Annotated in this window: 17 protein-coding genes and 3 pseudogenes; 13 read left to right on the forward strand and 7 right to left on the reverse strand. The window is 38.6% G+C overall.

Annotation, left to right across the window (positions count from 1 at the left end):
• Window positions 1-343: 343 nt before the first annotated feature.
• Together H7O61_RS05415 and H7O61_RS05420 are read right to left on the reverse strand one after the other, a co-directional pair.
• The gene (locus H7O61_RS05415) at window positions 344-1,543 is read right to left on the reverse strand and encodes a restriction endonuclease subunit S (RefSeq protein ID WP_187875375.1); all 1,200 of its coding nucleotides are present in this window, start codon (window positions 1,541-1,543) and stop codon (window positions 344-346) included.
• Between the two features lie 8 nt (window positions 1,544-1,551).
• Complete coding sequence (locus tag H7O61_RS05420; protein ID WP_187875376.1) at window positions 1,552-4,014, reverse strand: type I restriction-modification system subunit M; 2,463 nt, start codon at window positions 4,012-4,014, stop codon at window positions 1,552-1,554.
• A gap of 67 nt (window positions 4,015-4,081) precedes the next feature.
• Here H7O61_RS05420 and H7O61_RS05425 point away from each other — a divergent pair, with 67 nt between their 5' ends.
• Together H7O61_RS05425 and H7O61_RS05430 are read left to right on the forward strand one after the other, a co-directional pair.
• Window positions 4,082-7,060 carry a type I restriction endonuclease subunit R gene (locus H7O61_RS05425; protein WP_331459577.1) on the forward strand — a complete coding sequence of 993 codons (2,979 nt, stop codon included), beginning with the start codon at window positions 4,082-4,084 and terminating at the stop codon, window positions 7,058-7,060.
• Complete coding sequence (locus tag H7O61_RS05430) at window positions 7,060-7,767, forward strand: YgjP family zinc-dependent metalloprotease (RefSeq protein ID WP_000995262.1); 708 nt, start codon at window positions 7,060-7,062, stop codon at window positions 7,765-7,767. The genes H7O61_RS05425 and H7O61_RS05430 overlap by 1 nt, the downstream gene beginning before the upstream one ends.
• Window positions 7,768-7,865: 98 nt before the next feature.
• Here H7O61_RS05430 and H7O61_RS05435 read toward each other — a convergent pair whose 3' ends face one another.
• Both H7O61_RS05435 and rocF read right to left on the reverse strand, forming a co-directional pair.
• Entirely contained in the window at window positions 7,866-10,391 is a 2,526-nt protein-coding gene (locus H7O61_RS05435; protein ID WP_187875378.1) for a TonB-dependent receptor family protein, read from the reverse strand.
• 522 nt (window positions 10,392-10,913) lie between these two features.
• Window positions 10,914-11,882, reverse strand: a complete 969-nt coding sequence (gene rocF / locus H7O61_RS05440) for an arginase (protein WP_187875379.1) — start codon at window positions 11,880-11,882, stop codon at window positions 10,914-10,916.
• A 203-nt stretch (window positions 11,883-12,085) separates the two neighbouring features.
• Between rocF and H7O61_RS05445 the strand changes: the two genes are divergently transcribed.
• From H7O61_RS05445 to H7O61_RS05455, 3 genes are all read left to right on the forward strand, one after another.
• Entirely contained in the window at window positions 12,086-13,228 is a 1,143-nt protein-coding gene (locus H7O61_RS05445; protein WP_079339301.1) for an alanine dehydrogenase, read from the forward strand.
• Between the two features lie 269 nt (window positions 13,229-13,497).
• Window positions 13,498-14,595, forward strand: a complete 1,098-nt coding sequence (locus H7O61_RS05450; protein ID WP_187875380.1) for an NAD(P)-dependent alcohol dehydrogenase — start codon at window positions 13,498-13,500, stop codon at window positions 14,593-14,595.
• Between the two features lie 140 nt (window positions 14,596-14,735).
• The gene (locus H7O61_RS05455) at window positions 14,736-16,451 is read left to right on the forward strand and encodes a DUF262 domain-containing protein (protein ID WP_187875381.1); all 1,716 of its coding nucleotides are present in this window, start codon (window positions 14,736-14,738) and stop codon (window positions 16,449-16,451) included.
• 10 nt (window positions 16,452-16,461) lie between these two features.
• On the opposite strand, the gene H7O61_RS05460 is transcribed toward H7O61_RS05455, so the two are convergent.
• On the reverse strand, window positions 16,462-17,190 hold the full coding sequence (locus H7O61_RS05460; RefSeq protein ID WP_187875382.1) for an outer membrane protein: 729 nt from the start codon (window positions 17,188-17,190) through the stop codon (window positions 16,462-16,464).
• 153 nt (window positions 17,191-17,343) lie between these two features.
• On the opposite strand from H7O61_RS05460, the gene H7O61_RS05465 reads away from it, so the two are divergent.
• The 8 genes and pseudogenes from H7O61_RS05465 to H7O61_RS07890 form a co-directional block, all read left to right on the forward strand.
• Entirely contained in the window at window positions 17,344-18,228 is an 885-nt protein-coding gene (locus tag H7O61_RS05465; RefSeq protein WP_187875383.1) for an NAD(+)/NADH kinase, read from the forward strand.
• A 21-nt stretch (window positions 18,229-18,249) separates the two neighbouring features.
• Window positions 18,250-19,818, forward strand: coding sequence for a DNA repair protein RecN (locus H7O61_RS05470; protein ID WP_187875384.1), 1,569 nt, complete (start codon window positions 18,250-18,252; stop codon window positions 19,816-19,818).
• A 2-nt stretch (window positions 19,819-19,820) separates the two neighbouring features.
• Window positions 19,821-21,128 carry an NFACT family protein gene (locus tag H7O61_RS05475; RefSeq protein ID WP_187875407.1) on the forward strand — a complete coding sequence of 436 codons (1,308 nt, stop codon included), beginning with the start codon at window positions 19,821-19,823 and terminating at the stop codon, window positions 21,126-21,128.
• Window positions 21,129-21,146: 18 nt separating this feature from the next.
• On the forward strand, window positions 21,147-21,443 hold the full coding sequence (locus H7O61_RS05480) for a hypothetical protein (protein ID WP_000539097.1): 297 nt from the start codon (window positions 21,147-21,149) through the stop codon (window positions 21,441-21,443).
• A gap of 326 nt (window positions 21,444-21,769) precedes the next feature.
• Window positions 21,770-22,225 (forward strand): hypothetical protein, encoded by a 456-nt coding sequence (locus H7O61_RS05485; protein WP_187875385.1) that lies wholly within the window; start codon window positions 21,770-21,772, stop codon window positions 22,223-22,225.
• Window positions 22,215-22,801: pseudogene (locus H7O61_RS05490) on the forward strand (hypothetical protein). The gene H7O61_RS05485 and the pseudogene H7O61_RS05490 overlap by 11 nt, the downstream one beginning before the upstream one ends.
• Before the next feature lie 198 nt (window positions 22,802-22,999).
• Window positions 23,000-23,375, forward strand: a pseudogene (locus H7O61_RS05495) (hypothetical protein).
• Between the two features lie 103 nt (window positions 23,376-23,478).
• Window positions 23,479-23,673, forward strand: a pseudogene (locus H7O61_RS07890) (hypothetical protein); the annotation flags it as partial.
• On the opposite strand, the gene H7O61_RS05500 reads toward H7O61_RS07890, so the two are convergent.
• Both H7O61_RS05500 and rpe read right to left on the reverse strand, forming a co-directional pair.
• Window positions 23,650-24,513, reverse strand: a complete 864-nt coding sequence (locus H7O61_RS05500) for a 3'-5' exonuclease (RefSeq protein ID WP_187875386.1) — start codon at window positions 24,511-24,513, stop codon at window positions 23,650-23,652. The pseudogene H7O61_RS07890 and the gene H7O61_RS05500 sit on opposite strands and share 24 nt — an antisense overlap.
• Window positions 24,491-25,144, reverse strand: coding sequence for a ribulose-phosphate 3-epimerase (gene rpe / locus H7O61_RS05505; protein WP_139544604.1), 654 nt, complete (start codon window positions 25,142-25,144; stop codon window positions 24,491-24,493). Before rpe ends, H7O61_RS05500 begins: the two co-directional genes overlap by 23 nt.
• Window positions 25,145-25,191 lie beyond the last annotated feature (47 nt).

The following is a 25,191-nucleotide window of genomic DNA, read 5'->3' on the forward strand; positions in this document are numbered from 1 at the left end:
TTTGCCCTTGACTTTTGGGGCGTTTATTATTTCTTTATCTTTTCATTCAATTTTTTAATCTTGTTTTAGCGTTTGTAAAATTAAAAGTTTTAAGGGGGTTTGTTGTAGGATTTCATCACGCCCCATAGTTGCATTATGGGGCAAATTCCAACTTAAGAAGGGTTTATCATGCGAAGAAGACATGATAAAAACTCTTGGTTAGTATTATACATTAAAATCTCTTTTAAGGGGTTTAAAGTGATCTTTTCCATAGAAAAGTAATGTATTAGCCAAAGTTCCCCTGAGTTTAAAAGCTTAGGGGTTTCCTTTAAAAAGCGGGTTTGCCCTTGACTTTTGGGGCGTTTTATTTGTTTAAAACCCTGATTTTAGCACTCATTAAATCGTGGTTTAAGGCTTTTTTGATGTTTTCAAACTGGCGTTTTTTGTTTTTAAGATTGGCAATTTCACTATCCAAACCGCTTAAAACGTTAGCGATAGCGGCTTGTTCGTTTAGAGGGGGTAAAAGGATTTCAAAATCTTCAATGGCTTTTTTAGATAAATTCAATTGCGAACTGCCTTGACCTTGCATTTTGAAGTATTTTTGATTTGCATTGATATACAATCTTAAAAATAAAATGTTGATACAATCATTCTTTTTTCTAAGTCTTCCCATGCGTTGGTTTAATACATAATCATTACTAGGAATAACTGCACAAAGCCCTAAAAAATCTCCATGAGCAACATCGCTTAAAACCATGACTATATCATCTTGTTTTAATGAATTATCATAAAAATTAACTCGTTTCATTGTATTTTTTAAATTGCCATCAATATCAATACTATTTAAACTTATTAGTTTAAAATTTCCGTTTTCTACTATTAAGGTTTCATAAGCCCCTCCGTTGCCAAATTCACATATATCCCCAAGCCTTACTTTTTGCCAGGCTTGATTGAAGCCTTTCAAGCGTTTTCTTTGGCTCAATAGTTCAAAGCTTAAAGCTTTTTTAACGCCCTCTTTTTTAAGAATGAGAGCGTCTAATGCACAAAGATAACGATCCACATCGCTTAAAATGTTAGCGATAGCGATTTGTTCGTTTAAATCTTTGGGGCAGAAAACTTCTTTATTTTTAATTAAATCTACATTTAAATTTACTTGTGAGCCTTGTTGCCCACTTTCTAGCCATTCTTTTTCTATATAACATAAAAAATAATATAAGTAATTCAAATCTATTTTTGGATTTTCAAAAACTACAAAACCATCATGAATACAAGTATCAATTTTAGTGATAATAGGCTTACCAATTGTCGCGCACATGCTCATAATCAAACTATTTTGTTTAACAAACCTGCTTTTTTCAATGCCTTTTTTAGAAAGTTTTTGGGCTGTTTTGTATAGAAAACGGCTATTTTTTGAAATGTCTGAAATTCTTACCCACCCTACATTAGAATTAGCGCAAAACCATTTAGGATTTTCAATAGGTCTAGGCGATGCTCCCCTTTTAATCTCGGCAATATCCCCAAGCCTTACTTTTTGCCAATTTGAGGGCGTTGTTAATGCGTCCATGCGTTTCATCACCCCATTAACCCCAAATCTTTCAAATGCTCTAAAACTTTTGATTCGCTCTCTTTGACTTCTTTGTCTAGTTCTAACAAGCTGTTAGAATAGCTTGAAATGATTCCATTAAGGGCGCTAGCAAAAGCGTTGATGCGTTTTTGGATCTTGTTTTCTAGGGCGTTTTTCAAGCTGTTGAGCCATTTGTCTTTGATGATGAGATCCTTGATTTCATTGATTTTAAGGTTTTTATACTGGTGGAATGCTTTTAATTCCAGCTCCTCATAAGCTTTATTTTTCATTTTTAGCGCCTTGTTTTTCGCTTCTAGCCATTCTAAAGCGGTTTTTAGGATTTCTTTATCTTCTAAATCGGTGGCGTTTTTTAGCTCTTTTTTCAAAACGCTTTCATTGATTTTCAATCCATCAAAAAGCCCTTCTTCGTTAGAATGCTCTTCTATAAATTCATCTAAAAGAGCCTCTTTTTTGTTGAGGGCGTTTTCTAATGCTTCTAATTCGTTAAGCTCTTTTTCAAAAAAGCGTTGTTTGATCAAGTTTTTAGGGATTAGATCGCTTTTGTAGTAGGTTTTTTGAACGATAAAATCCGGCTCTTCTAAATAATTGGCCTTTTTGTTTTTGTCTTTTAGGGGGGTTAATTTCCTTAATTCTTTAGCGCTTCTAAAGCCATTGAATGAGATGAGGAACCAATCGTCTTGCAAGACTTCGTTGTAGTAATCTTTGAAGAGCTGATACACGCCGTATTTGTCTAAAATTCCCACTTTTTCAAATTCTTTTAAAACCTTTTGACAAACGCTTTCTATGAGGGTTTTTGGGTTAAAACCTGGCTCTAAATCATTAAAAGTTGTGGATAGTTCCAATCGGTCAAAAGCGCTCAAAACAGAAGCGTGGAAAGCTTGGAATTCTGAGCTTTGGGTGATTAGATCTTTAATGTTTTCGCATTCTGTTTTTAAAGCGTAATAACCCTCTTTATCGCTTTTTTTAAAAAGCGTGTTTTTAAGCTCTTTAAACACTTGAAAATAAGGGGCGTAGGCTTTTATTTCGTTTTTGGGCAAATAACTAGCCTTGTGGCTGTTGATTAAAGCGAACAAGTCTTTTTCTGATTCTTGTTTGGCGGCAATGTAGCGTGCGATATTCAAGTTATAGTCGTTAGCGCTAATTTCTTCTAGGCTTACCATTTTGGAATAATAAGGGATTTCTTTTAAAGCGTTAAAAGTGTCTATCATTTTTTGGACATCTTGCTCTCTTAAGCGGTTTTTATTGCCGTCTTTTTTAAAATCCTTGCTCGCATCTATCAAAAAAACGCCCTTTCTGGCGCGTGCGTTTTCTTTGTCTAAAACAATCACGCATGCAGGAATGGAAGTGCCATAAAAAAGATTAGGGGCTAGGCCTATCACGCCTTTAATATAGCCTTTTGTTAAAAGATTTTTTCTGATTGCACCCTCAGCATTCCCCCTAAATAGCACCCCATGGGGTAAAATCACTGCCCCTTTGCCTGTGTCTTTTAAAGATTTAATGATATGGAGCAAAAAAGCGAAATCGCCATTTTTTTCAGGGGGCGTGCCGTCTTCAAAACGATTGAAACTATCGTTAATGACTTGCTTGCTTTTAGGGTCTATGCTTAGCCCATCAGTCCAGTTTTTCAAGCTAAAGGGAGGGTTAGCCACGACATAATCAAAGGTTTGCAGCATGCCGTTTTTAATAAAAAAGGGGTTAGAAAGGGTGCTAGAACCCCCTTTAGCAATATCAGCATCAGCGCTATTGTGTAAAATCATATTCATTTTACAAAGGGCTGTTGTGGAAATGTCTTTTTCTTGACCATAGATAGTTAAGCCGTTTTTGCCCGCCAGGCTAGAAGCTTTTAACAATAACGAACCGCTCCCGCAAGTGGGATCATAGATGCTTTTATCCTGTCTGGTGTTTGCATCAATGCCAAGCAAAAGGGACAATAAAAGCGAAACTTCGCTAGGGGTGTAAAACTGCCCTTTGGATTTACCGGATTCGCTGGCAAAGTGGCGCATTAAATATTCGTAGGCATCGCCCAATAAATCATCGTCTAAAGCCCCATGCGCGCCCAAACTCAAATCGGCAAAGATTTTAACCAAATTAGAAAGGGTGTCTATCATCGCTTTACCCTCTCCAAGCTTGGTGTTATCGTTAAAATCCACGCTGTCAATCACGCCTTTTAAGTCGTTTTGCTCTGCGATCTTGGCGATGATTTTATTGAGCTTGTCGCCTATTTCCTTATCGCCCTCTAAAGCGAGAATGTCTTCATAAAAACACCCTTTTGGCACTTCTATTTCGCTATAAGTATTGTTTTTAGCGTCATTTCTGGCTTTATCGCTGATGTATTTTAAAAAAAGCAAGTTCAAAACATAGTTTTTATACTCGCTCGCATCCATTCCGCCCCTTAAACTATCCGCCCCAGCCCATAAAGAGCTATACAATTCGCTTTTTTTGATCGCCATTTTTAACCGCCCTATTTTGTTTTTAGGATTATAATATAAAGCGGTAAAAAGCGTTCTTAAGGGGTTTATAATGAAAACAGAAAGAGAAGTTCAAAAACAAGTCATAGAAACTTTTAAAAGCATGGGCTATGCGTATTTAGGGGATTTAACAAAGAGCGATAATGAAAACATCAATAAAGAAAGCTTGAAAGCATGGCTAATTAAAAATCAAAAAATTGAGCCTGAAAGGTGGCGTAAAATTGAGCAGAAAATCCATGACGCTTTAAAAAACGATTTATACGAAGCGAATCAAACATTTTACGATCTTTTGATTTATGGCGTGAAAACTAAAATAAGCCAGAATGAAAACACTCAAACGACTTATCTCATTGATTGGAAAGACGTTTCTCAAAATGAATTTAGCGTGGCTGAAGAAGTGAGCGTTAAAGGGCCAAACATGAAGCGGCCGGACATCGTGCTTTACGTTAATGGGATCGCTTTAGGGGTGCTGGAATTGAAAAAATCCAGCGTGAGCGTGGAAAGCGGTATCCGGCAAAATTTAGACAACCAGAAGAAAGAGTTTATTAGAGATTTTTTTAAAACGATCCAATTGGTTATGGCGGGCAATGAAAGTCAAGGGCTAAAATATGGCGTCATAGAAACTGAAGAAAAATACTACCTTTCTTGGAAAGAAGAGGGCGTTCAAAAAAATTTGTTTGAAACGATTGAATGCTTTTTGGATAAAAAAAGGTTTTTAGATTTTATCCATTATTTTTTGATTTTTGATAAGGGGCAAAAGAAATGCGCCCGGTTCCACCAGTATTTTGCAATTAAAAAAACGCAAGAATTTATCCAAAGAAAAGAAGGGGGGATTATCTGGCACACGCAAGGCAGCGGTAAGAGCCTTACTATGGTGTGGCTCACTCAATGGCTAAGAAGGAATATCCAACAAGCAAGGATTTTAATCGTTACGGACAGGAGGGAATTAGACGCTCAAATTCAAGGCGTGTTTAGTGGGATAGGCGAGGATCTTTATCGCACAGACAGCAAGAAGGATTTATTGAGCACGCTGTTTGAAAATAAGGAATTTTTGGTTGGCTCGCTTGTGCATAAGTTTGATGACAACGACTTAGAAGATTTAAAAAAACAACATGTTTTAAAGGAATGGGTTGTTTTAGTGGATGAATGCCACAGAACCCAAAGCGCTAAATTGCATAAAGCCATGAAAAGCCTGCTCCCTAATGCGATTTTTATCGCCTTTAGCGGCACGCCTTTATTGAAACAAGAGAAAAAGACAAGCCAGGAAGTGTTTGGGAATTACATCCATTGCTATAAATTTAATGAAGCCGTTAGCGATAGGGTGGTGCTGGATTTAAATTATGAAGCCAGAAGCGTGAATCAGTATGTCAGCGACCCTGTAAAGCTAGACGAATATTTTGAATTGAAAACCCAAGGCTTGAGTGATGAGGCTAAAACAGAGCTTAAAAAGAAATGGGTTAATTTGCAAAAGGTTTTTTCCACTAAAGACAGATTAGCTCGCATTGTGCAAGATATTGTATTGGATATGGCAAAACTCCCAAGATTAAGGAATGGAAAGGGGAATGCCATGCTGGTGGCTGAAAGCGTGTATAACGCATGCCGGTATTTTGAACTCTTTTTAGAAACAGAATTAAAGGATAAGGTGGCTGTGATCACAAGCTATGAACCCAATATCGCTGATTTGAAAGATTGCGGGAGCGATGAGAGCGAAGAGAGTTACAAATACCGCACTTATTGCACAATGCTGCAAAACTTTTTTGATGAAAAAGATGAGAAAAAAGCCCTTAATCAAATCAAAGAGTTTGAAGAAAAAGTTAAAGAGCGTTTTATTAATGAGCCTAATAGAATGAAGCTGTTGATCGTGGTGGATAAGCTATTGACCGGTTTTGATGCGCCAAGCCTCACTTATTTATATATTGATAAGACAATGCAAGATCATAAGCTTTTTCAAGCGGTGTGCAGGGTGAATAGATTGGATAGTGAAGATAAGGATTTTGGCTGTATCATAGACTATAAGGATTTGTTTGATAGCCTACAAGAAGCGCACAGCGATTACACCAATAAAGCGTTTGAAAACTATGAAAGAGGAGACATTCAAGGGCTGATCTCTGACAAATCCCAAAAGATTAAGAAAAAATTAGAAGAAACTAGAGGGCAATTGAGATCGCTTTGTGAAAGCGTGAAAGAGCCAAAAGATGAAGAGGATTATATCGCTTATTTTTGTGGGGATAATTTAGAAAAAAACGCTCAAAAAAGGCGGTTGTTTTACCAGCTTGTTGGCGCGTTTTTAAGAATGTTTGTGGAATTGAATAACTTAGAAAAGCCCATTCATTCTAAAGAAGAGATGCAACCAATCAAACAAGAAGCGGAATTTTACAGGCATTTACAAAAGGTGGTTGGCTTGAGTAGTGGGGATAGCGTGGATTTAAAAAGCTACAATGAAGACATGCGCCGGATCTTAGATGCTTACATTAAAACCACGGATAGCGAGGTGTTATTCCAAATAGAAGATCAAGGGCTGTGCGAAGTTTTAGCCCAAATGGATATTGATGATTTTAATAAGGCGCTGTCTCAAGCGTTTAAAAATGAAAGCTCTATGGCAGAAAGCATCGCTAACAACACCAGAAAACGCATTATAGAAAAAGAAGCGAGCGATCCTAAGTATTACGAAAAATTATCTTCGCTTTTAAACGATTTGATTCTCCAGTTTAGAGAAAAGAAATTAACCTATTTAGAATACTTGCAACAAATCCACGACTTAGCCAAAAAAGTTATTGATAAAGAAGATAGAAATTACCCTAAAAAGATCAACACTAACGCTTTAAAAACCCTCTATGATAATTTAGATGGAAATGAAGCCTTAGCCCTAGAAACAGACGCATGCATTAGGGGTAATAAAAAAGGCGATTGGGTGGGGCATAATCAAAAAGAAAAAAACCTTAAAATCGCTTTAAGAAAAATCATAAACGATGAGGTTTTGTTAGAAAACGTCTTTAATTTAGCCAAACACATAAAGGAGTATCATTAATGAACGCTTATTGTTTGACTTTAAATAATACCAACATCGCTATAGAAAAAAAGGATATTAAGCATTTACACGTTAGCGTTTGCCCGCCTGATGGCTCTGTGCATGTGTCTTGCCCCCTAGCTCTAAACGATGAGAGCCTTAGGCTTTCTTTGATTAAAAGGCTCCCTTGGATAAAAGAACAGCAACAAAATTTTTTAAACCAAAACAGACAGAGCCAAAGGGAAATGCTAGAGAGAGAAAGCCATTATCTTTTTGGGAAACGCTATTTGTTAAAGATTGAACACACTATAAAAAAACACTTCGTCCTCCAAAGCCCTAAATATTTAATCTTGCATGTCCATCAAAAAACAAGCTTAGAAAACCGCTTAAAAGTGTTAGAAAACTACTACAGACAAGTTTTAAGAGAAAAAATACAAACCTACATCAACCAATACGAAAAGATTTTAAACGAAAGCATACAAAGCTTTAAAATCCAGAAAATGAAACGGATATGGGGGAGTTGTAATATTGCTAAACGCACCTTACTTTTTAATTTGGAATTGGCTAAAGCGCCTAGAAAGGGCATTGAATATGTGGTTGTGCATGAATTATTGCATTTCAAAGCGCGCCACCATAACGAATATTTTAGGGATTTGCTGAGTTTGTATTTGCCTGATTGGCAAAGGGCTAAGGCCAGCCTCAAAGAAACTTATTTGGAGCGCTCTTAAATGAATGCTCCACAATATTAGTGAAATCAGTGAAACCGCTAAGCGGCTCATTTGAGCGGCTCATTATAGAGTAATAATCCCCCTCCTTTTTAAAGCCTTTAGAAAGTGTAGTTCAAATACGCTGTAACTGACCTTCCAGGTGCAGGTTGCAAGCCTGCAGGGCTAGAGCCAATCCCTGTAAAATAATACTTCATGTTGAAGATATTATTGATTTGCAAACTTCCTGTAACTCTGTGTCTTCCGTTTTCCCAGAAAATTTGGCTCACTTGGATATTCCACACCCAATACCAAGGCAATAGCCCTTCATGTTGGGTCATACACCAAGCTTCGCATTGATAACCGCTATTGAGAACGCTTTCATAGTTGTTCCCCCCACTATAATATTGCATCCCATAATAGCCTCCTGCTGCGTTGTTGCTAATCCCGCTATAAGCGCGGCTATAAAAATAGCTAGAAATACCAATGGTGGTTTTACGCCAATTGTAACGAGCGTCAAAAATGAACTGGAAAGGGCTTACAAAAGGGAAATGCTTGTTATAGCTAGTCCCTTTTAGCACATCCCCGTTCAAGTCTGTTAAAGGGCCATGGCTGGTTACACGAGTGTCAATGTAGTTGAAAGCGGCATGGAATTGCAACCCTCTAATAGGCCTGTAATACAATTCTAGCTCCACGCCTTGAGAATAGCCATTAATGGGGCGCACATTACCTTTCATAGGGCCGCTTGTATAGACTGAATACTGCCCGGTGGCAAAATCGCGCGCCCAAATCCTAAAATAGTCCGCATTGAAGCTAAACTTATCCTTATAGGTGTAGCGCGCTCCTGCTTCCACAGTGTCAAAGTGTTGGGTAAAATACTCCGCTCCTCCATAGCTCAAAACATCTAATTGAGGCGGAACAAAAGAGCGTTGGTAGTTGAAGTAGGTAAGCACATTGTGATCGCCTTGCACAGGGATAAAGCCAATGTTGGTTGAGGGCATCCAATTGTTCATGTGCTTGATTTTTCTTAAATCCTTCTCAGGGATTTGCACCCAGTTAGCCGCATTTTCGTTGTTGTATTGCACAAAAGCGTAGCGCAAACCAGGCACGATGAAAAAGCGCCCATCCCAAGCTTCAATGCGATCGCTCAAATAAACTGCTGTGTAATTGTTGCGCCAGTTATTCCAGTTTCTATAAACGCCATGCTTGATGTGGGGTTTCCAACCGCTCATCACGTTAGCGCCCTCACACAAGAAGCCTGCCCCCTCACCGCTCGTTTTGGTGGCGCATTCATTGGTGTTTAAGTATTGGCGCTGTAAAAAAGTGGTGGTCATGAAACGCAAGCCCATGATAAAGGTTTGCTTGACTTTCCCGGTATTGACGATCAAATTCACTTTAGGCTCAAAAGCGTTGTTAATGGAACGCACAGGGTTTTCTACTTCTGCCCAACCATTGTAGTTAGTGGCATAATAAGGCACAGCCAAGTTATACCCTGCCGGAAGTCCTGCCGCCCTGCATGCCGCTTCGCTAAAACAAGTAACCATGTTAGCGCTATTGTAGCTAGAACTCACCTGAAAGTCCCTAGTCATCAACTGCCCATAGTAGGTGAAGCTAAAAGTCCCGCCCACTCTGTCTAAATCCCCGAAGCGGTTTTCATACACAGCCCCAAAGCGTTGTGAGCGTCCGCCTTTTTGGTTTAAGGGGCGCAAATTAGCGAAGCGGTTTATTTTGTAATCTTGCTCGCTGAGTGATCCCGGTTGAGCGATAGCAAAATCGTAGTATTGGTAATAGGCTTTAATCCCATTGCTTTCATTGATGTCATAGATCCCATCTAGCCAATAGTTTGAAATATTAGAGGGGCTATTGTCCCTAAAGCCTTGTCCTCTAACCCAGTTAGCTTGCGCTTGGATACCCACATGCTTATTGATCATCCCTCCACTCCTCACGTAAGTGTTATAGAGGAGGTTGTTGCCTAAAGACTTGATAAAAGAAGGATCGCCGGTTTTATCAGGGGGAGCGGCAAACCCGGCGTTTCTAGCCTTAGCCCAATAAGTGATCCTTTCAGCCGCTTGGTTTTCCCATTGAGTAGGGATAGGTTTAGTGATGATATTGACAATACCCCCATAAGTGTTAGGCCCATATTGCACGCTGCCTCCACCTTTAATCACGTCAATGCGATCAATGGCTTGAAAGGTAACAGGGAAAATGTCTAGCTCAATGTGAGCGTAGGGGGCCATATAAACAGGAATACCATTAACTAACATGAGCGTCGCATCGCTATGCCCTGAACCTCCAGCTCCAAAGCCACGGATTTGGATAGTGGGCATAGCCCCTACGCCTGTCGCATTCCTAATTTGCAGACCGGGGACATTCTGTAAAGCTTCTTCAATGCTTTGGTTAGCTTGTTGGGTGAGCGCTTTATTAGAGATCACCGTGCGGCTTCCTGTGTATTTTTTCACTTCTTCATCTTGCCAACTCTTAGGCGCGGTAATCCCGCTATAACCCAAATTGACCTGCCCAGAATAATCGGATCTATCCTTTTTGCCGGCAGTAGAAACCTTGCCCAAAGTGTAGTCTTTTTCCTTGGCGGACAAAGACTCTTGGCAAATCAAGCTGGCAGTTAAAGCCAACAGAACTTTTTTATGCAACGTCAACTCCTTATGTTTTGAGAGATTAAAAAATGATTTAAATTTTTCAAGTAATCACACCAAAAACGAACGCCTATTAAGTAATAAAAACAAAAAAAACTTAATAATGCACGGAATTTTATCATAAAAATTCTTAAAATTTTATTAATTCCATGAAAATCTTTTTTTTTTTTTTGATTTCGCTTGGTTTTAGTAGAAAATACCCATTTTTGACACACAGATAGCTTGCATGCGTTCTCAAAACGCACAAGACATTCTTTGACGCTCAAAGCGGTTTAACTTTCCATCTAAACACTGCCTCTTATAGAACAAAACATAAGCTGATAATCTAGGCCTAAGCTTTAAGTGATCTCAAAAGCGCTAACGCCCTAGATTATTACTTTTTTATGTTTGTGTGTATTACCATTTTTAGTCTTAAAATCCTTTGTCAAAAGCGTTTTACTCTCATTCTTTCTTGGTGCCTCTTGCTGTTGGTTTCATTTTTCAACTTTTTCAACCTTTTATCTTTGGTTTGAAAAGCGATCAGTAACTCCTTGCTAAAGATTGCTTCTTATCTTTAAATTTACAGCTATTGATGATGAGATCCAAGATTTCTAAAACCTGCTCTTCTTCTTCGTTATTGTGTTTGGCACTCACCGTGGGGTTGTATTCGGTTACCTCAACAGCCCCTAATCGGTCTTTAAAATTTTCTAAAAGCAAGCCCAGTAATTGCTTTAATTCATCAAAACTCAGCCCGTTATTTTCACGCACGCCGGTAGAAGTGAAAAGCTTGCCATCCATAATGTCTAAATCCAAGCTAAGGTAAATAATATCCACCGCTTTTAATGATTCTTTGGTTTTTTGAACCACTCCTTGCATGTTTTCTCTTATCGCACCCACGCTAAATAAAGGGATTTCTAATTCCTTAATCACATCTCTTTCGCTCTGTTCTGTGCTTCTTACCCCAAAATACACCAAACATTTAGGATCAATTTCTAACCCTCCCTTTTCTAACCCCAAAGAGCAAAGCTTTTGCCATGCCTTTTCTTCGCTCTCGCTCATGCGATTAACCCCGCTACGGACACGATTTAAAACCATGCCTAAAGGCATGCCGTGAATGTGCTTTGTATCGCTGTCATAAGCCGTATGAATATCCGCATGCGCGTCTAAATACAAAATCCCTATTTTTTTGTCTTTATGAACGCTCCTAAAGGCTTGGAAAATCCCAAACATGTTCGCATGCTCTGAGCTTAAAATCAAAGGGAATTCTTTTTTCTCAAACACTTCTTGCATGCAAGGGATCAGATTTTCTTTACAAAAAAGGTAGTAATCTTCAAAATTCTTAGCGTATCTAAACTCCTTATAAAGCACGCACCGCTCTTGAGTGATTGTTTGCATGCCTTTAATTAAATCGCCATGCGTTTCGCTTAAAGCCTCTCTCAAACGCCTAACCCCTTTATCGGTGCCTCTTTTTGACGCTCCTAACTCCGCTTCTAATCCTACTAAAATCATTTTATAACTCCTTTAAATCCCCACTCGTATTTTTTATTCTAAACTAAAATCAACAATCAATTATTAATAAGCAAATGGATAATAAATAGAACAATTTCATTGTGTAAAAGAGTAAAACCATTCAAGTTTTTGACAGAAAAACACTCAAATAATCTTATTGAGCGAATATAATCATAACTGACACTACTATTTAAAGGATTAACATGACTATTGGGCTAGTCAAAGAAAGCATGGATTTGGAATCACGAGTGGCCTTGGTGCCTGATGATGTGGCGCTAATCACGCAAAAGGGCGTGGGGGTTTTAGTGGAAAATGGTGCGGGCACTAATAGCGGTTATAGTAACGAAGCGTATGAGAGCGTGGGGGCTAAAATCGTGGATCCTAAAACGGCGTGGGGGCAGGATTTGGTGGTCAAATGCAAAGAGCCTTTAGAGCATGAATACCCTTTGCTAAAAGAAAAAGCGACTCTGTTTAGTTATTTGGATTTAGCGTATCAAAAAAGCTTGTGCGAAATGTTTATTAATAAAAAAATCACTTCTATTTGCACTGAAACCATCGCCGGGCCTAAAAACGACTACCCTATTTTAGCGCCTATGAGCGTGGTGGCTGGGAGGTTGGCTGCGCATTTAGTCCAGCATTATTTACTGGCTTTAGAGCATGTTAAGGGCTTTATGGGTAAGGGGGTCATGCTAGGGGGTTTATCGGGTGCGCAAAGGGCTAAAATCGTCGTGGTTGGAGGCGGTGTGGTTGGCATGGAGAGCGCGAAAGTCTTAAGCCAAATGGGGGCTAAAGTAACGATTTTAGAACTAGACTACGCTAAATTACAAAACCACCCCTATTATCATTTGTATGATTTAGAAGTCTTAAGCGTGAATGAAGCCAATATCATTCAAGCCTTAAACGGGGCGGTGGGGCTAGTGGGAGCGGTGCTGGTTACAGCGAGCCAAACCCCTAAAGTGATCTTAAGAAGGCATTTAAAATACATGCAAAAACAAGGGGTAGTCATTGATGTGGCTTGCGATTTAGGGGGGTGCATAGAGACCATACGCCAGACAAGCCATTCTAACCCGGTGTATGTGGAAGAGGGCTTGTTGCATTATGGCGTGCCGAACATGCCAGGGATTGTCGCTAAAACGAGCTCTACGGCTTATAGCCATGCGAGCGTGCCGTATTTGTTGTATTATTTAGAGCATGGCTTGAAGGGTTTTTTAACAGCCAACACTAAAATCGTGGCGAACACGCTTGGAGGCTTGAGCGCTTATAACGGCTATATCACCCAAGAAGGCATCGCTAAAGCGTTCAATTTAGCGTTCAAATCGCCTCTAGAGATTTTAAAGGAGCTTTAAAAAAATAAGCTTTAGCAAGGGTTTTAAAGGCCGCTTTAGGGTAAGGGTTTTTCTTTAGCTTAAGAAAGCTTTAAGCATAAATCCCTTAAAATCCTTTCACATTTAGCCTTTAATAGTTTTTGTTAAATTTTTGACGGTTACAGAAACACACAAACACTCTTCTTTTGAACCTGTTTGACGGTTACAGAAACACACAAAAATCCCTTTTTTCCTTGTTGTTAAAACTACAAATAAGACTGAATGATACTTTGATGTTTTAAGGAGTTTTTATGCATAACGCTTGCAATTGTAGCAGCCAACGAGTGCCTTTTAAAGGTTTTGCGATAGACAACAAAGACGGGAAGCTCCACGAATGGGAGCATAGCCGCCATGCCATGGGCGAATACGATGTTGTCATTGACACCCATTTTTCAGGAATTTGTCATACGGATATCCACTTCGCTCATAGCGATTGGTTGCCTGGAATTTATCCTATGGTGCCTGGGCATGAGATTGCTGGGGTAGTGAGCGCAGTTGGCTCTAAGGTAACGAAGTTTAAAGTAGGCGATCACGCTGGAGTGGGTTGTATGGTAAATTCTTGCGGTGAGTGTCATACCTGTAAGCATGAACACCAAGAACAATGGTGCGAAAACAACAAAACCATTTACACTTACAGCTGGGAAGATTCTTTCCACAATAATGAGCCTACTTATGGCGGGTATTCTAACAATATCGTGGTGAGCGAAAACTTTGTGATTTCTATCCCTAAAGAAGCCCCATTAGACAAGGCAGCCCCCTTGCTTTGCGCGGGCATCACCGTGTATTCGCCTTTAAAATTTTCTAAAGTTACTAAAGGCTCTAAAGTGGGTATCGCTGGCTTTGGCGGGTTGGGGCATATGACTTTAAAATACGCCGTGGCTATGGGAGCGCAAGTGAGCGTGTTCGCAAGGAACGACAAGAAAAAGCAAATGGCTCAAAAACTAGGCACGACTAACTTTTATACAAGCGTGGGAGAATGCAAAGAAAAATTTGATCTAATCGTTTCTAGCATTCCCACGCAATATGATTTGCTCGCTTACACGAAATTATTAAAATATGGCGGTGAAGTGGCGATTGTGGGTATCCCCCCAAAAGATCCGCAAAGGAATTTGGATTTTGGCGATTTGGTGCTGTTTTCAGGAAATCATAAGGTTTATGGCTCTTGGATTGGGGGCGTGAAAGAAACCCAAGAAATGATGGATTTTTCCGTCAAGCATGGCATTTACCCTGAGATTGAGCTAGTTACCGGTCAAGAAATTGATGCGACTTGGGACAAACTCTTAAACGGGCAAGGGAATTTCCGCTATGTGATTGACATGAAAAAATCCATGGAAAATTTTAAGAAATAAACCCCAAAAACCCCTAAATTAGGGGTTCTTTTCTGTCTGTTCTAACAAAAACCATGCGTCTTAATATGTAGAAATATTTCAAAAAAAAAAAAAACACTTTTTAATGTTATAATCTACCCCAAACAATACAAGGGGTTTTTATGGCCAAAATTGAAAGCAACGATCTCAACCTAAGGGATATTTTAAAAGACGAACTCTACTATCAAATCCCTATCTACCAACGCCCTTATCAATGGACAGAAGAAAACTGCGAAAAGCTTTTAGACGATTTGTTTTTTAATTATGAAGATGACAGAGAAAGCGATTATTTTTGCGGCTCATTAGTTTTAATTCTAATCAGCGAAGATCCTAAAAAAGCCAAAACCTATGATATTGTGGATGGCCAGCAACGCTTAAGCACTTTCATTCTGCTGGCAAAAGTTTTAGCCACCCTCTATTCTGAGCGTTTAACCGAAGAACACAAAGACTATTTGCAAGAAAGCTTGATTACTAAGTATGGGAAAAAAGATTGGTTGAATTTTAACGCTATGGGGTTTAATTCTAAAAAAGATTTTCAATACGCCTTAACTTCTTTCAATGATGTTCCCATAAGCAACAATAAGAATAATTACCTAAAGAATGCGATCTGTTTAAAAAACTATCTTAGAAAAAAAGAGATTGAAGACATTAACGATTTCATTGAGTGGCTGTATTTTAAGGTCGTCTTTATCACCATCACTTGCCCTGATGCAGACAAGGCGTTAAGGATTTTTAATGTTTTAAACGCTAGGGGTTTGGCTTTGAATGCGACGGATATTTTTAAGGGGGAATTGTTAAAACACGCTAAAGAGCATGAGCGAGAAGAATTTGTGTCTCGTTGGAATGATTTAAGCCAAAAATGTTCAGACAATGATTTAACAATAGAAACCTTATTCAGCTGGTATTCAACCTATCTCAATCCGGTAACTTCTAAAGAAAAAATGGAAAAAAGGCTCGTTACTTGGTTTAACAAGCTTAACAAAACCCCCTTAGAATACCTTAAGGGCGTAGAGGATTTTTACAACGCTTATTGCGAAGTGTTAGAAATGCAAGACCGGCATGCCTACTTGCTCTCTTATAAAGACGATGATTATTGGCATGTTATTTTGTGCGCTAGCATATTGCACCATTATAGCGATCAAGACATAGAGGCTTTAAAGGAGTTGTTGGTCAAGTTTTGCTACCAAGATTGGGTTACAGGGCAGACAAAAACCACACGCAGCCAAACTTGTTGCAATATCATTAATGCCCTAAAAGAAAAGAAAAGCATTGAAAATATCGCTTCTATTGTGAAAAAATATTTAGATGATAAAAATATCACGCAACGCTTTAGGGACAACCTACAAGACAGCAGATTGTATGAAAAATTCTACTTCGCTGGTAAATCTGGTAAAAAAAATTCATGGGTCAAGCCCATTCTCATTTTAGTGGAATATTTCATGAGCGATAACGCTAACCCCGCTTACATTAAAATGGATGACGATTTGCATGTTGAACGCATTCTGCCCGAAAACCCCGATCCTTCAAGCCAATGGGTGAAAGACTTTAGCGAAGAAGAGAGAGGGTTATACACGCATTCTTTAGCCAACCTCACGCTTTTAGGAGGCAAGAAAAACACCAAAGCTTTAAGCCAAGTTTTAAACCAAGATTTCAAAGAGAAAAAAGAAATCTACATGGGGAAAACTATCGCGCTAGACAATAAGAAAACTTTTAAGGTGATGACTTGCTATGATATGACTAAAAACGATGTGTGCCGCTACACAGAATGGACGCCCACAAGTTTAGAAAAAAGAAAAGAAGAGTTGATTCAAATCATTGAAAGCGTGTTAGCGCTCTAGGGAAGTGCCCCTAGAAAGTGAACACGTAATTCACATACCACGAATACACGCGCCTAAACCCTATATCCAAATTTTTTGCAGTGATGTAGGGGTTTTTCTTTAGCATGGGGAATTTCACGCCCGCTTCAATGCTAGAATGTTTTAAGATCCTTAAGCGAGCCCCCACATTGAATAAAAATTGGAAAGAAGTGGCTTTTTTACTCACAAGGGCTTGCTCCACTAAAATGCCCTCAAAACTCGGCGTCGCCATAAGCCATGAATTGCCGGCCAATTGCACCCCGCCAAAAGCCCCCAAACTCATGATGCCGTTATTAATGACATTGACCATCACATCCATAGCCCCCCCATAAGTGAGCATGTTCGGCTCAAAAGTTCTGGGATCGGCAATGTTTGTTAAGCGATTGATTTCTTGTTTCCCAAGAATTTGACTAGCCACTTGCACCGCTTCGCTGTTGTAGTTAGGGTTTTTAAGCCTAATGGAATTGGCATGAGCGTAGTCAAAAAACCCATAAAGGCGTAAGCCAAAGTGTTTTTCAAAGAAAAATTGATACCCTAAGAGCGCGTCAAAGCCTTTGATAGTAGCGTTAGTGGCTTGTTTTTGAGAATTAATATCCGCATGCATTTGGGCTTGCCCTTGCAAATAACCTGCCCCTAAAAAAACGCCATTACCATCCATGCCAGATACCGCATTCATAGAGATAATAAGGGCTAACAAAGATTGAGAAAAAAATTTTTTCATGGATAATTCCTTAACATAATGCTTAATTCTTAAAAAGAATACCCAAAAAACAATTAAAAAAGTTTAAAAAATGAAACATTGATCAAAATAAAAATTTTTAAGAGTTTTACATAAGATGATAAAAAAGCAATTAAAACCCCCTTTTTTAAAATTTTGTTTCAAGCTTTAAGCTACAATATACGCATGAAAGATTCACTTCAAACTATCGGCGTGTTTGTGCGGCCCACCCATTATCAAAACGCTCTTTTTAAAGAGCTAGAGCAGGCTAAAGAATGGGTTTTAACGCTTTTAGAAGATGAGGGGTTTGAAAGCTTTATGATTGATAGCCTTGATGGGGCAAAAGACGAACGATTGATAGAAAAAGCTTACGCGTTTTTGTGTTTAGGGGGCGATGGCACGATTTTAGGGGCTTTAAGAATGACGCATGCTCACAATAAGCCATGCTTTGGGGTGAGGATTGGGAATTTAGGGTTTTTGAGCGCGGTTGAATTGAATGGCTTGAAAGATTTCTTACAAGATCTCAAGCAAAACAGGATCAAATTAGAAGAGCATCTGGCTTTGGAGGGCCGTATTGGAAACACTTCTTTTTATGCGATCAATGAAATCGTGATCGCTAAAAAAAAAGCTTTAGGGGTTTTAGACATCAAAGCATGTGCGGGCCATACGCCCTTTAACACCTATAAAGGCGATGGGCTTATCATTGCCACGCCCTTAGGCTCAACCGCTTATAATTTGAGCGCTCATGGGCCGATTGTGCATGCTTTAAGCCAGAGTTATATTTTAACGCCCTTGTGCGATTTTTCTTTAACGCAACGCCCCCTAGTGTTAGGGGCGGAATTTTGCTTGAGTTTTTGCGCTCATGAAGACGCTCTTGTAGTTATTGACGGGCAAGCCACCTACGATTTGAAAGCTAACCAAAAACTATACGTTCAAAAAAGCCCCACGACCACCAAGCTCTTACAAAAAAAATCAAGGGATTATTTTAAGGTGCTTAAAGAAAAGCTGTTATGGGGGGAAAGCCCTAGCAAAAAAAGATAAAAAATAAAAGGGTAAAAAAACATGCGAGATTTCAATAACGCTCAAATCACACGCTTAAAAGTGCGTCAAAACGCCGTTTTTGAAAAGCTGGATCTGGAGTTTAAAGACGGCTTGAGCGCGATTAGTGGGGCTAGTGGGGTGGGGAAAAGCGTCCTTATTGCGAGCCTTTTAGGGGCGTTTGGGCTTAAAGAGAGCAACGCTTCAAACATTGAAGTGGAATTGATCGTGCCTTTTTTAGACACGGAAGAATACGGCATTTTTAGAGAAGATGAGCATGAACCCTTAGTCATTAGCGTGATTAAAAAAGAAAAAACACGCTATTTTTTAAACCAAACAAGCCTGTCTAAAAACACGCTCAAAGCGTTATTAAAGGGGCTTATTAAACGCTTATCCAACGATAGATTCAGCCAGAATGAACTCAACGATGTTTTAATGCTCTCCTTATTAGATGGCTACATCCAAAACGAAAACAAGGCGTTTAGCCCCCTTTTAGACGCGCTTGAAACAAAATTCACCCGTTTAGAGAAGCTAGAAAGAGAAAGGCGATTATTAGAGGATAAAAAGCGTTTCCAAAAGGATTTAGAAGAGCGTTTGAATTTTGAAAAAATGAAATTAGAGAGGCTGGATTTAAAAGAGGACGAATACGAACGCCTTTTGGAGCAGAAAAAATTGCTTTCTAGTAAGGAGAAATTGAACGACAAGATCGCCCTGGCGTTAGACGTGCTAGAAAATACCCACAAAATCACGCATGCTTTAGAGAGCGTGGGCCATAGCGCTGAATTTTTAAAAAGCGCTTTATTAGAGGCAGGCGCTTTGTTAGAAAAAGAGCAGGCTAAATTAGAAGAGTGCGAACATTTGGATATTGAAAAGGTGTTAGAAAGGCTTGGCATGCTAAGCGGGATCATTAAGGATTACGGGAGCATTGCACATGCTAAAGAACGCTTAGGGCATGTTAAAAACGAACTGCACAACTTAAAAGAAATTGACCATCATTGCGAAACTTACCACAAAGAAATAGAGCGATTAAAAGCCGAATGCTTGAAATTGTGCGAAGAAATAAGCGGCTTTAGAAAAGAGTATTTAGCCGGTTTTAACGCCCTTTTAAGCGCTAAAGCGAAAGATTTGCTCTTAAAAAGCCCTAGTTTGGTTTTAGAAGAAGCCCCCATGAGCGAAAAAGGCGCTCAAAAACTCGTTTTAAATTTGCAAAATTCCCAATTAGAAACCTTAAGCTCTGGGGAATACAGCCGTTTGAGGCTGGCGTTCATGCTTTTAGAAATGGAATTTTTAAAGGATTTTAAAGGCGTGTTGGTGTTAGATGAGATGGATTCCAACTTGAGCGGCGAAGAGAGTTTGGCGGTCTCTAAAGCCCTTGAAACCTTGAGCAGCCATTCGCAAATCTTTGCCATTTCGCACCAAGTCCATATCCCAGCCGTTGCTAAAAACCATATTTTGGTGTTTAAAGAAAACCACAAAAGCCTTGCAAAAACCCTTAATAACGAAGAAAGGGTTTTAGAAATCGCGCGCATGATAGGGGGGAGCGAGAATATAGAGAGCGCGATTTCTTTCGCTAAGGAAAAATTAAAGGTGTGATGATGAAATTTTTTCTTTTAAAGAAATTCAGCGAATTTTTAAACACTCAAACCCATTTCTCTCTCAAACGCTTGAACGCGTCTAGTTTTTTATTAGAGGCTTTTTCTAAAGAAAAACACGCCTTTGTTGTGGATTTGAATGCGCCTTATATCGGTTTGTCCAAAAAACCCCCAGAGAGCGTTTTAAAAAACACTTTAGCGTTAGATTTTTGTTTGAATAAATTCATTAAAAACGCCAAAATTTTACAAGCAAACGTCATTGATAACGATCGGATTTTAGAAATCAAGGGCGCTAAAGATTTAGCTTATAAGAGTGAAAAATTTATTTTGCGTTTAGAAATGATCCCTAAAAAAGCCAACCTCATGATTTTAGATCAAGAAAAATGCGTGATAGAGGCCTTTCGTTTTAATGACAGGGTGGCTAAAAACGATATTTTAGGGGCATTGCCTCCTAATATTTACGAGCATCAAGAAGAGGATTTGGATTTTAAGGGATTGTTGGACATTTTAGAAAAAGATTTTTTATCCTATCAGCACAAAGAATTGGAACACAAAAAAAATCAAATCATCAAGCGATTAAACGCCCAAAAAGAACGCTTGAAAGAAAAATTAGAAAAACTAGAAGATCCTAAAACTTTACAGCTGGAAGCGAAAGAATTGCAAACTCAAGCCTCATTGTTGCTCACTTACCAGCATTTAATCAACAGGCGTGAAAATCGCGTGATTTTAAAGGATTTTGAAGATAAAGAATGCATGATTGAAATTGATAAGAGCATGCCCTTAAACGCTTTTATCAATAAAAAATTCACTCTCAGCAAGAAAAAGAAACAAAAATCGCAATTCTTGTATTTAGAAGAAGAGAATCTGAAAGAAAAAATCGCTTTTAAGGAAAATCAAATCAACTATGTTAGAGACGCTGCAGAAGAAAGCGTTTTAGAAATGTTTATGCCCTTTAAAAATTCTAAAATCAAACGCCCGATGAACGGGTATGAAGTGCTGTATTATAAGGATTTTAAAATCGGTTTAGGGAAAAACCAAAAAGAGAATATCAAACTCTTACAAGACGCAAGGGCGAATGATTTATGGATGCATGTGCGAGACATTCCTGGATCGCATTTGATCGTTTTTTGCCAAAAGAATACGCCTAAAGATGAGGTCATTATGGAATTAGCCAAAATGTTGATTAAAATGCAAAAAGATGCGTTTAATGGTTACGAGATTGACTACACGCAACGAAAATTTGTCAAAATCATCAAAGGAGCTAATGTCATTTACTCAAAATACCGAACTATTAGTCTAAAGGACACTTAAACACTTAAGGAGGTTAGCATGGGTGTTTCAGCTTTAGGCAATGTAACTTATATCAACCAAAACGCTCCTTTAAATTCTGCTATCCAACAGGGTGCAAGAAGTGATATGCTGGATTTAGCGCAAAGCTTTCAAAGCAAGCTTGAATTAGCCCAAGAAACAAGGGCGTTAGAAAACATGCAGGCTATTAGCGATAAAGACCCTAAAGAAGGCTCCAAAAACCGCTATCCAAACAGCCAAAGGGCTAAGGCGTTTGGCTTGGAAGAAGAAGAGATTGAATTGTGGCATGAAGAGCATTTGTTGGATATTGTGGGGTAGGGTCAAACTAAAGGGTCAAGATAACTTAAGCGGATTTTTCTAATTTGATTTAAGTAAAACTTGGTGTAGGTTTTACTTAATTATTGTATTTATACTTTTTTTTCTGCTATTAAAATAATTTAAACAATAAACATAAAAATATTTTTTATGTTGACTTACTATTATATTTATGATATTGTAGAACCTATGTCAATGGAAGCTATAACTTTAAAAGCATATAGCAAAGGCTCTCTGAAGGGGACTATGAAACGCTCTTTTGGGATAAACAAAACCGAAATTCAATTGACAATTACAAACTTAACATACTAGACTTAAAGGATAGCAAAATGAAGCAAGCGTTACAAGAAAAAAGTATCAGCCCATGTTTAGTGGATGACTATCGTTATCTAAACAAGGGTATACCGAATTTTTTTGACTATAATGTTAAAGATAAGCAAGAAGCAAAGGAACAACAAGATGAAAAAGACAAACTAGAAGCCGAAGTTGAAAAAGACAAGCAAGACAACGATGCGTTTAAGCATAGTGAAATTGATACAAAGGACACGCAAATGAGCCAACCATTAGAAACATTGGATAAGGATAAACAAGCCATGAGTGAAGCAATCAAAAAAGATATTGAAAAAGACAAAGAAAACCTCGCACGAGTGGAAGCGGATGAGAGTGAAAAAGGCTACGAAAAAGAGACACAAAGCAAACGCTATGCCGATATAAATGGATGGGTAAGATTTAGAGATAACATAAGCCTTGAAAAAAATTTAAAAAGAGTAAAACATGGGATTTAATTTCAATGCGACAACTAACTATATTGGCATTTTAATTCAGAGATAACTAATAAACCAATCGCAGGTTTCTTAACGCATCAAAAATATTTAGATAATTTACTCACTGCAGTCAATAACACTAGTGAAACTTTACTAGTAGGACAACCGATAACACTCAAAATCAGTGCCACACTAAAAAGCAGTTTGGCAAGAATAGATCAAAATATAAATATATTAGAGATTAGTGAAACGCCTATAGAAACAAATGAGATTCTAAATGGTATTTTTATTGGCATTCTCAATACAAATGAAACACTACGCCCTACTCAAACCAGCTATGTAGCCGAAATTGGTAGCGGTGTGGAAGTGTTCTTACCATGCGATTTGAGTTTTCTAGGGCAAGCGAGTAGGCAATTTATATCATGGAATAAAACCAATCAGTACTACACTTTAGAAACGAGTGGAGTGGAAAGTTTTGGCTCTCAAAAAGTGTCTTTAATAAGCAATGTAGTGGAGGGCAAGCAAATCGTATTTGATACGAATAATCCCACGCAGACTATCTTTAAAGACTGCTATGTGATTAAAGTTAGATTATAAGCAAAGGAAACAGCAATGGCTAATTTATTATTACTGCTTACTTGGCGCTATCAAGCAATTAAAAAAGTTAGGCATAGTCCATTTAGAAGCAAGGAAAGGACAAAGGCTATACGCTTACTATGTAAGCATGAGTAACGAGTGGAAACACATTAAATACTTATTTTAACAAAGGAGAAAAAAATGAAAATTAAAGCGATTATGTTAGGTTTAGCAGTCAGTGGGGCGTTATTGTTTGGTGAAGTAGCAGATTTTAGAGCGCCTAAAATAGAAGCCTACAAAGACAAGAATGGCGTTACGCAGTATAGAACAGATATTGACCCACAAAAGCAACTTGATAGTATAGACCCTAGTGTTTTTGATTTGACTAACAGAGAAAACGCTAAAGCATTTTTTAAATTTGTGGTTTTGTCGCATCAAAAAGAATTGGAACTTACTAATATGGCGTTGCTAAACGGCCAACATTACCACAACAGCGCATGCGGTGAGAACCTTACAGAAACAAGTGGTAAGAATGGGAGCGGAGTTAAAAGTTCTCCATGACCAATTAGTGGATTTAGTCGCTAAACAACGCTAACCACAAAAAAGCCCCTAGTTAAAGGGGCAGTCCGCAATGAAATTACTATTAATAATCACGCCGACATTATAGCATAATTTTTTAGATTTGGTATAATCAGTGCATGAGCATGGACAATAAAAACACCGATGAAGTCAATGTTATACAAGAATACAAAAAGATATACGATGAGTGCGAAGTAACCGAAAAAGTAAAGATACTAGGCAACATTCAAAAGTATCAAATAGATATGCTAAATTTGACCCCTAACCAAAGCCCATTAAACAGCTTTCGTTTAACTGGTTGCTTTTATGATATTGAACAAGCCCTTTGTCCTCTCAAAAAGAGAAAATGGCGGTGGAGTCTCTTGGTATTTGGATCTTGGGGGTCTTTTGATTAGGGTGTTAGCGCATTTGGAAAAATCAATCAAATCCATTGTGGTTTTGATGTAACTGGGCAAGTTTAACAGGCATATTTCAAAGAGCTTATAGCTCGCTAAAGCGTCCGCATAGGCTCTGTGACTGACTTCTATACCAAACCCTAAAAGCTCTTTTAAAAAGCTCAAAGAATAACGCATGGACAAAATGGCGCGTTTGGATAAATCCAAAGTGCAAAGCTTTAAATTCAATAAGGGGCAATGCAATTTTTCTACAAAATAACGCCCTAAAAAGTTGTAATCAAAATTAGCGTTATGGGCCACAAACACGCTATTGTCTAAAAAAATACGCAATTCTTGTAAGGCTTCATGCGCACTTGGGGCGTTTAGGGTGTCTTCATAAGTGATGCCTGTAAGCTCAGCGATATAATCAGGCACGCTTTTGACTTTCACAAGGGTTTCAAAACGATTGATGATTTCCCCCCCCTTCACTTGCACAGCCCCGATTTCTAAAATCTCATGTTTTAGGGGGCAAGAGCCGGTGGTCTCTAAATCAACAAAGGAAAAAACCTCATCTTTAAGGGGGGTTTTAAGGTTTTTGAGCGTGATTAAATTTTCGCTCGTTTCTATGAAATTAAGTCCACACGCCTTCAAATACTCCAAATTGATTTCATCATGAATAAGGCGAGAGAGCGATTTTTCTAGCATGCCCAAGCTTAAATCCTGGCGCTTTAAGCGAGCGATTAGAGCTTGGATGTCTTTATGCAAGAGGTTGTCTGACATTCTGTAAGCCTTCAATAGCCAGCTTACGATCTTTGGATTTAAAAATATAACTCCCTGAAACCACCACATCCACGCCCGCTTGTTGGAGTTCAAAGATATTTTTATCATTCACGCCCCCATCCACTTCTAAAAGACAGCTAGGGTTGTAGCGTTTGATCAATTCTTTAACTTTCAAGCACTTTTCTAGCACCAGATCTAAAAACTTCTGCCCACCAAAGCCCGGATTCACGCTCATTAAAAGCACTAGCCCCACGCTTTCTAGCAAGTATTTAACGCTTTCTTCATGCGTGTGGGGGTTTAGGACAATGCCTGGCGTGATGCCTGAATTTCTAATGAGTTGCAACACCCTGTGGGGGTGCTTTTCATTTTCTGCATGAATGCTGATGATTTGCGGTTTTAAAGGAGCGAACAATCCCACAAAAAAGCTCGCGTTTTCTACCATTAAATGCACGTCTAAAGGCACTTTGCTTATTTGGGTAACATTCTCTAAAACCACAGGCCCCATGGTTAAATTAGGCACATAATGCCCATCCATCACATCCACATGCAAAAAATCAGCGTTACTCACGCTCTCTATCTCTTTGGCTAAATGCATAAAATCAGCGCTCAAAAGACTCGGGGCTACTTTCAAAATACTTCCCTATTTCCAATGTTTTAAAGTAAAATATTAGCATCTTT

The sequence above is a fragment of the Helicobacter pylori genome, from assembly GCF_014496965.1.
Classification (GTDB): Bacteria; Campylobacterota; Campylobacteria; order Campylobacterales; family Helicobacteraceae; genus Helicobacter; species Helicobacter pylori_CZ.

Bases quoted from the DNA above. Each gene is read 5' to 3' on its own strand.
- H7O61_RS05415 (WP_187875375.1), bottom strand. From the start codon at position 1,543: ATGGACGCATTAACAACGCCCTCAAATTGGCAAAAAGTAAGGCTTGGG.
- H7O61_RS05420 (WP_187875376.1), bottom strand. From the start codon at position 4,014: ATGGCGATCAAAAAAAGCGAATTGTATAGCTCTTTATGGGCTGGGGCG.
- H7O61_RS05430 (WP_000995262.1), top strand. From the start codon at position 7,060: ATGAACGCTTATTGTTTGACTTTAAATAATACCAACATCGCTATAGAA.
- rocF (WP_187875379.1), bottom strand. From the start codon at position 11,882: ATGATTTTAGTAGGATTAGAAGCGGAGTTAGGAGCGTCAAAAAGAGGC.
- H7O61_RS05445 (WP_079339301.1), top strand. From the start codon at position 12,086: ATGACTATTGGGCTAGTCAAAGAAAGCATGGATTTGGAATCACGAGTG.
- H7O61_RS05450 (WP_187875380.1), top strand. From the start codon at position 13,498: ATGCATAACGCTTGCAATTGTAGCAGCCAACGAGTGCCTTTTAAAGGT.
- H7O61_RS05455 (WP_187875381.1), top strand. From the start codon at position 14,736: ATGGCCAAAATTGAAAGCAACGATCTCAACCTAAGGGATATTTTAAAA.
- H7O61_RS05460 (WP_187875382.1), bottom strand. From the start codon at position 17,190: ATGAAAAAATTTTTTTCTCAATCTTTGTTAGCCCTTATTATCTCTATG.
- H7O61_RS05470 (WP_187875384.1), top strand. From the start codon at position 18,250: ATGCGAGATTTCAATAACGCTCAAATCACACGCTTAAAAGTGCGTCAA.
- H7O61_RS05475 (WP_187875407.1), top strand. From the start codon at position 19,821: ATGAAATTTTTTCTTTTAAAGAAATTCAGCGAATTTTTAAACACTCAA.
- H7O61_RS05480 (WP_000539097.1), top strand. From the start codon at position 21,147: ATGGGTGTTTCAGCTTTAGGCAATGTAACTTATATCAACCAAAACGCT.
- H7O61_RS05485 (WP_187875385.1), top strand. From the start codon at position 21,770: ATGAAGCAAGCGTTACAAGAAAAAAGTATCAGCCCATGTTTAGTGGAT.
- H7O61_RS05500 (WP_187875386.1), bottom strand. From the start codon at position 24,513: ATGTCAGACAACCTCTTGCATAAAGACATCCAAGCTCTAATCGCTCGC.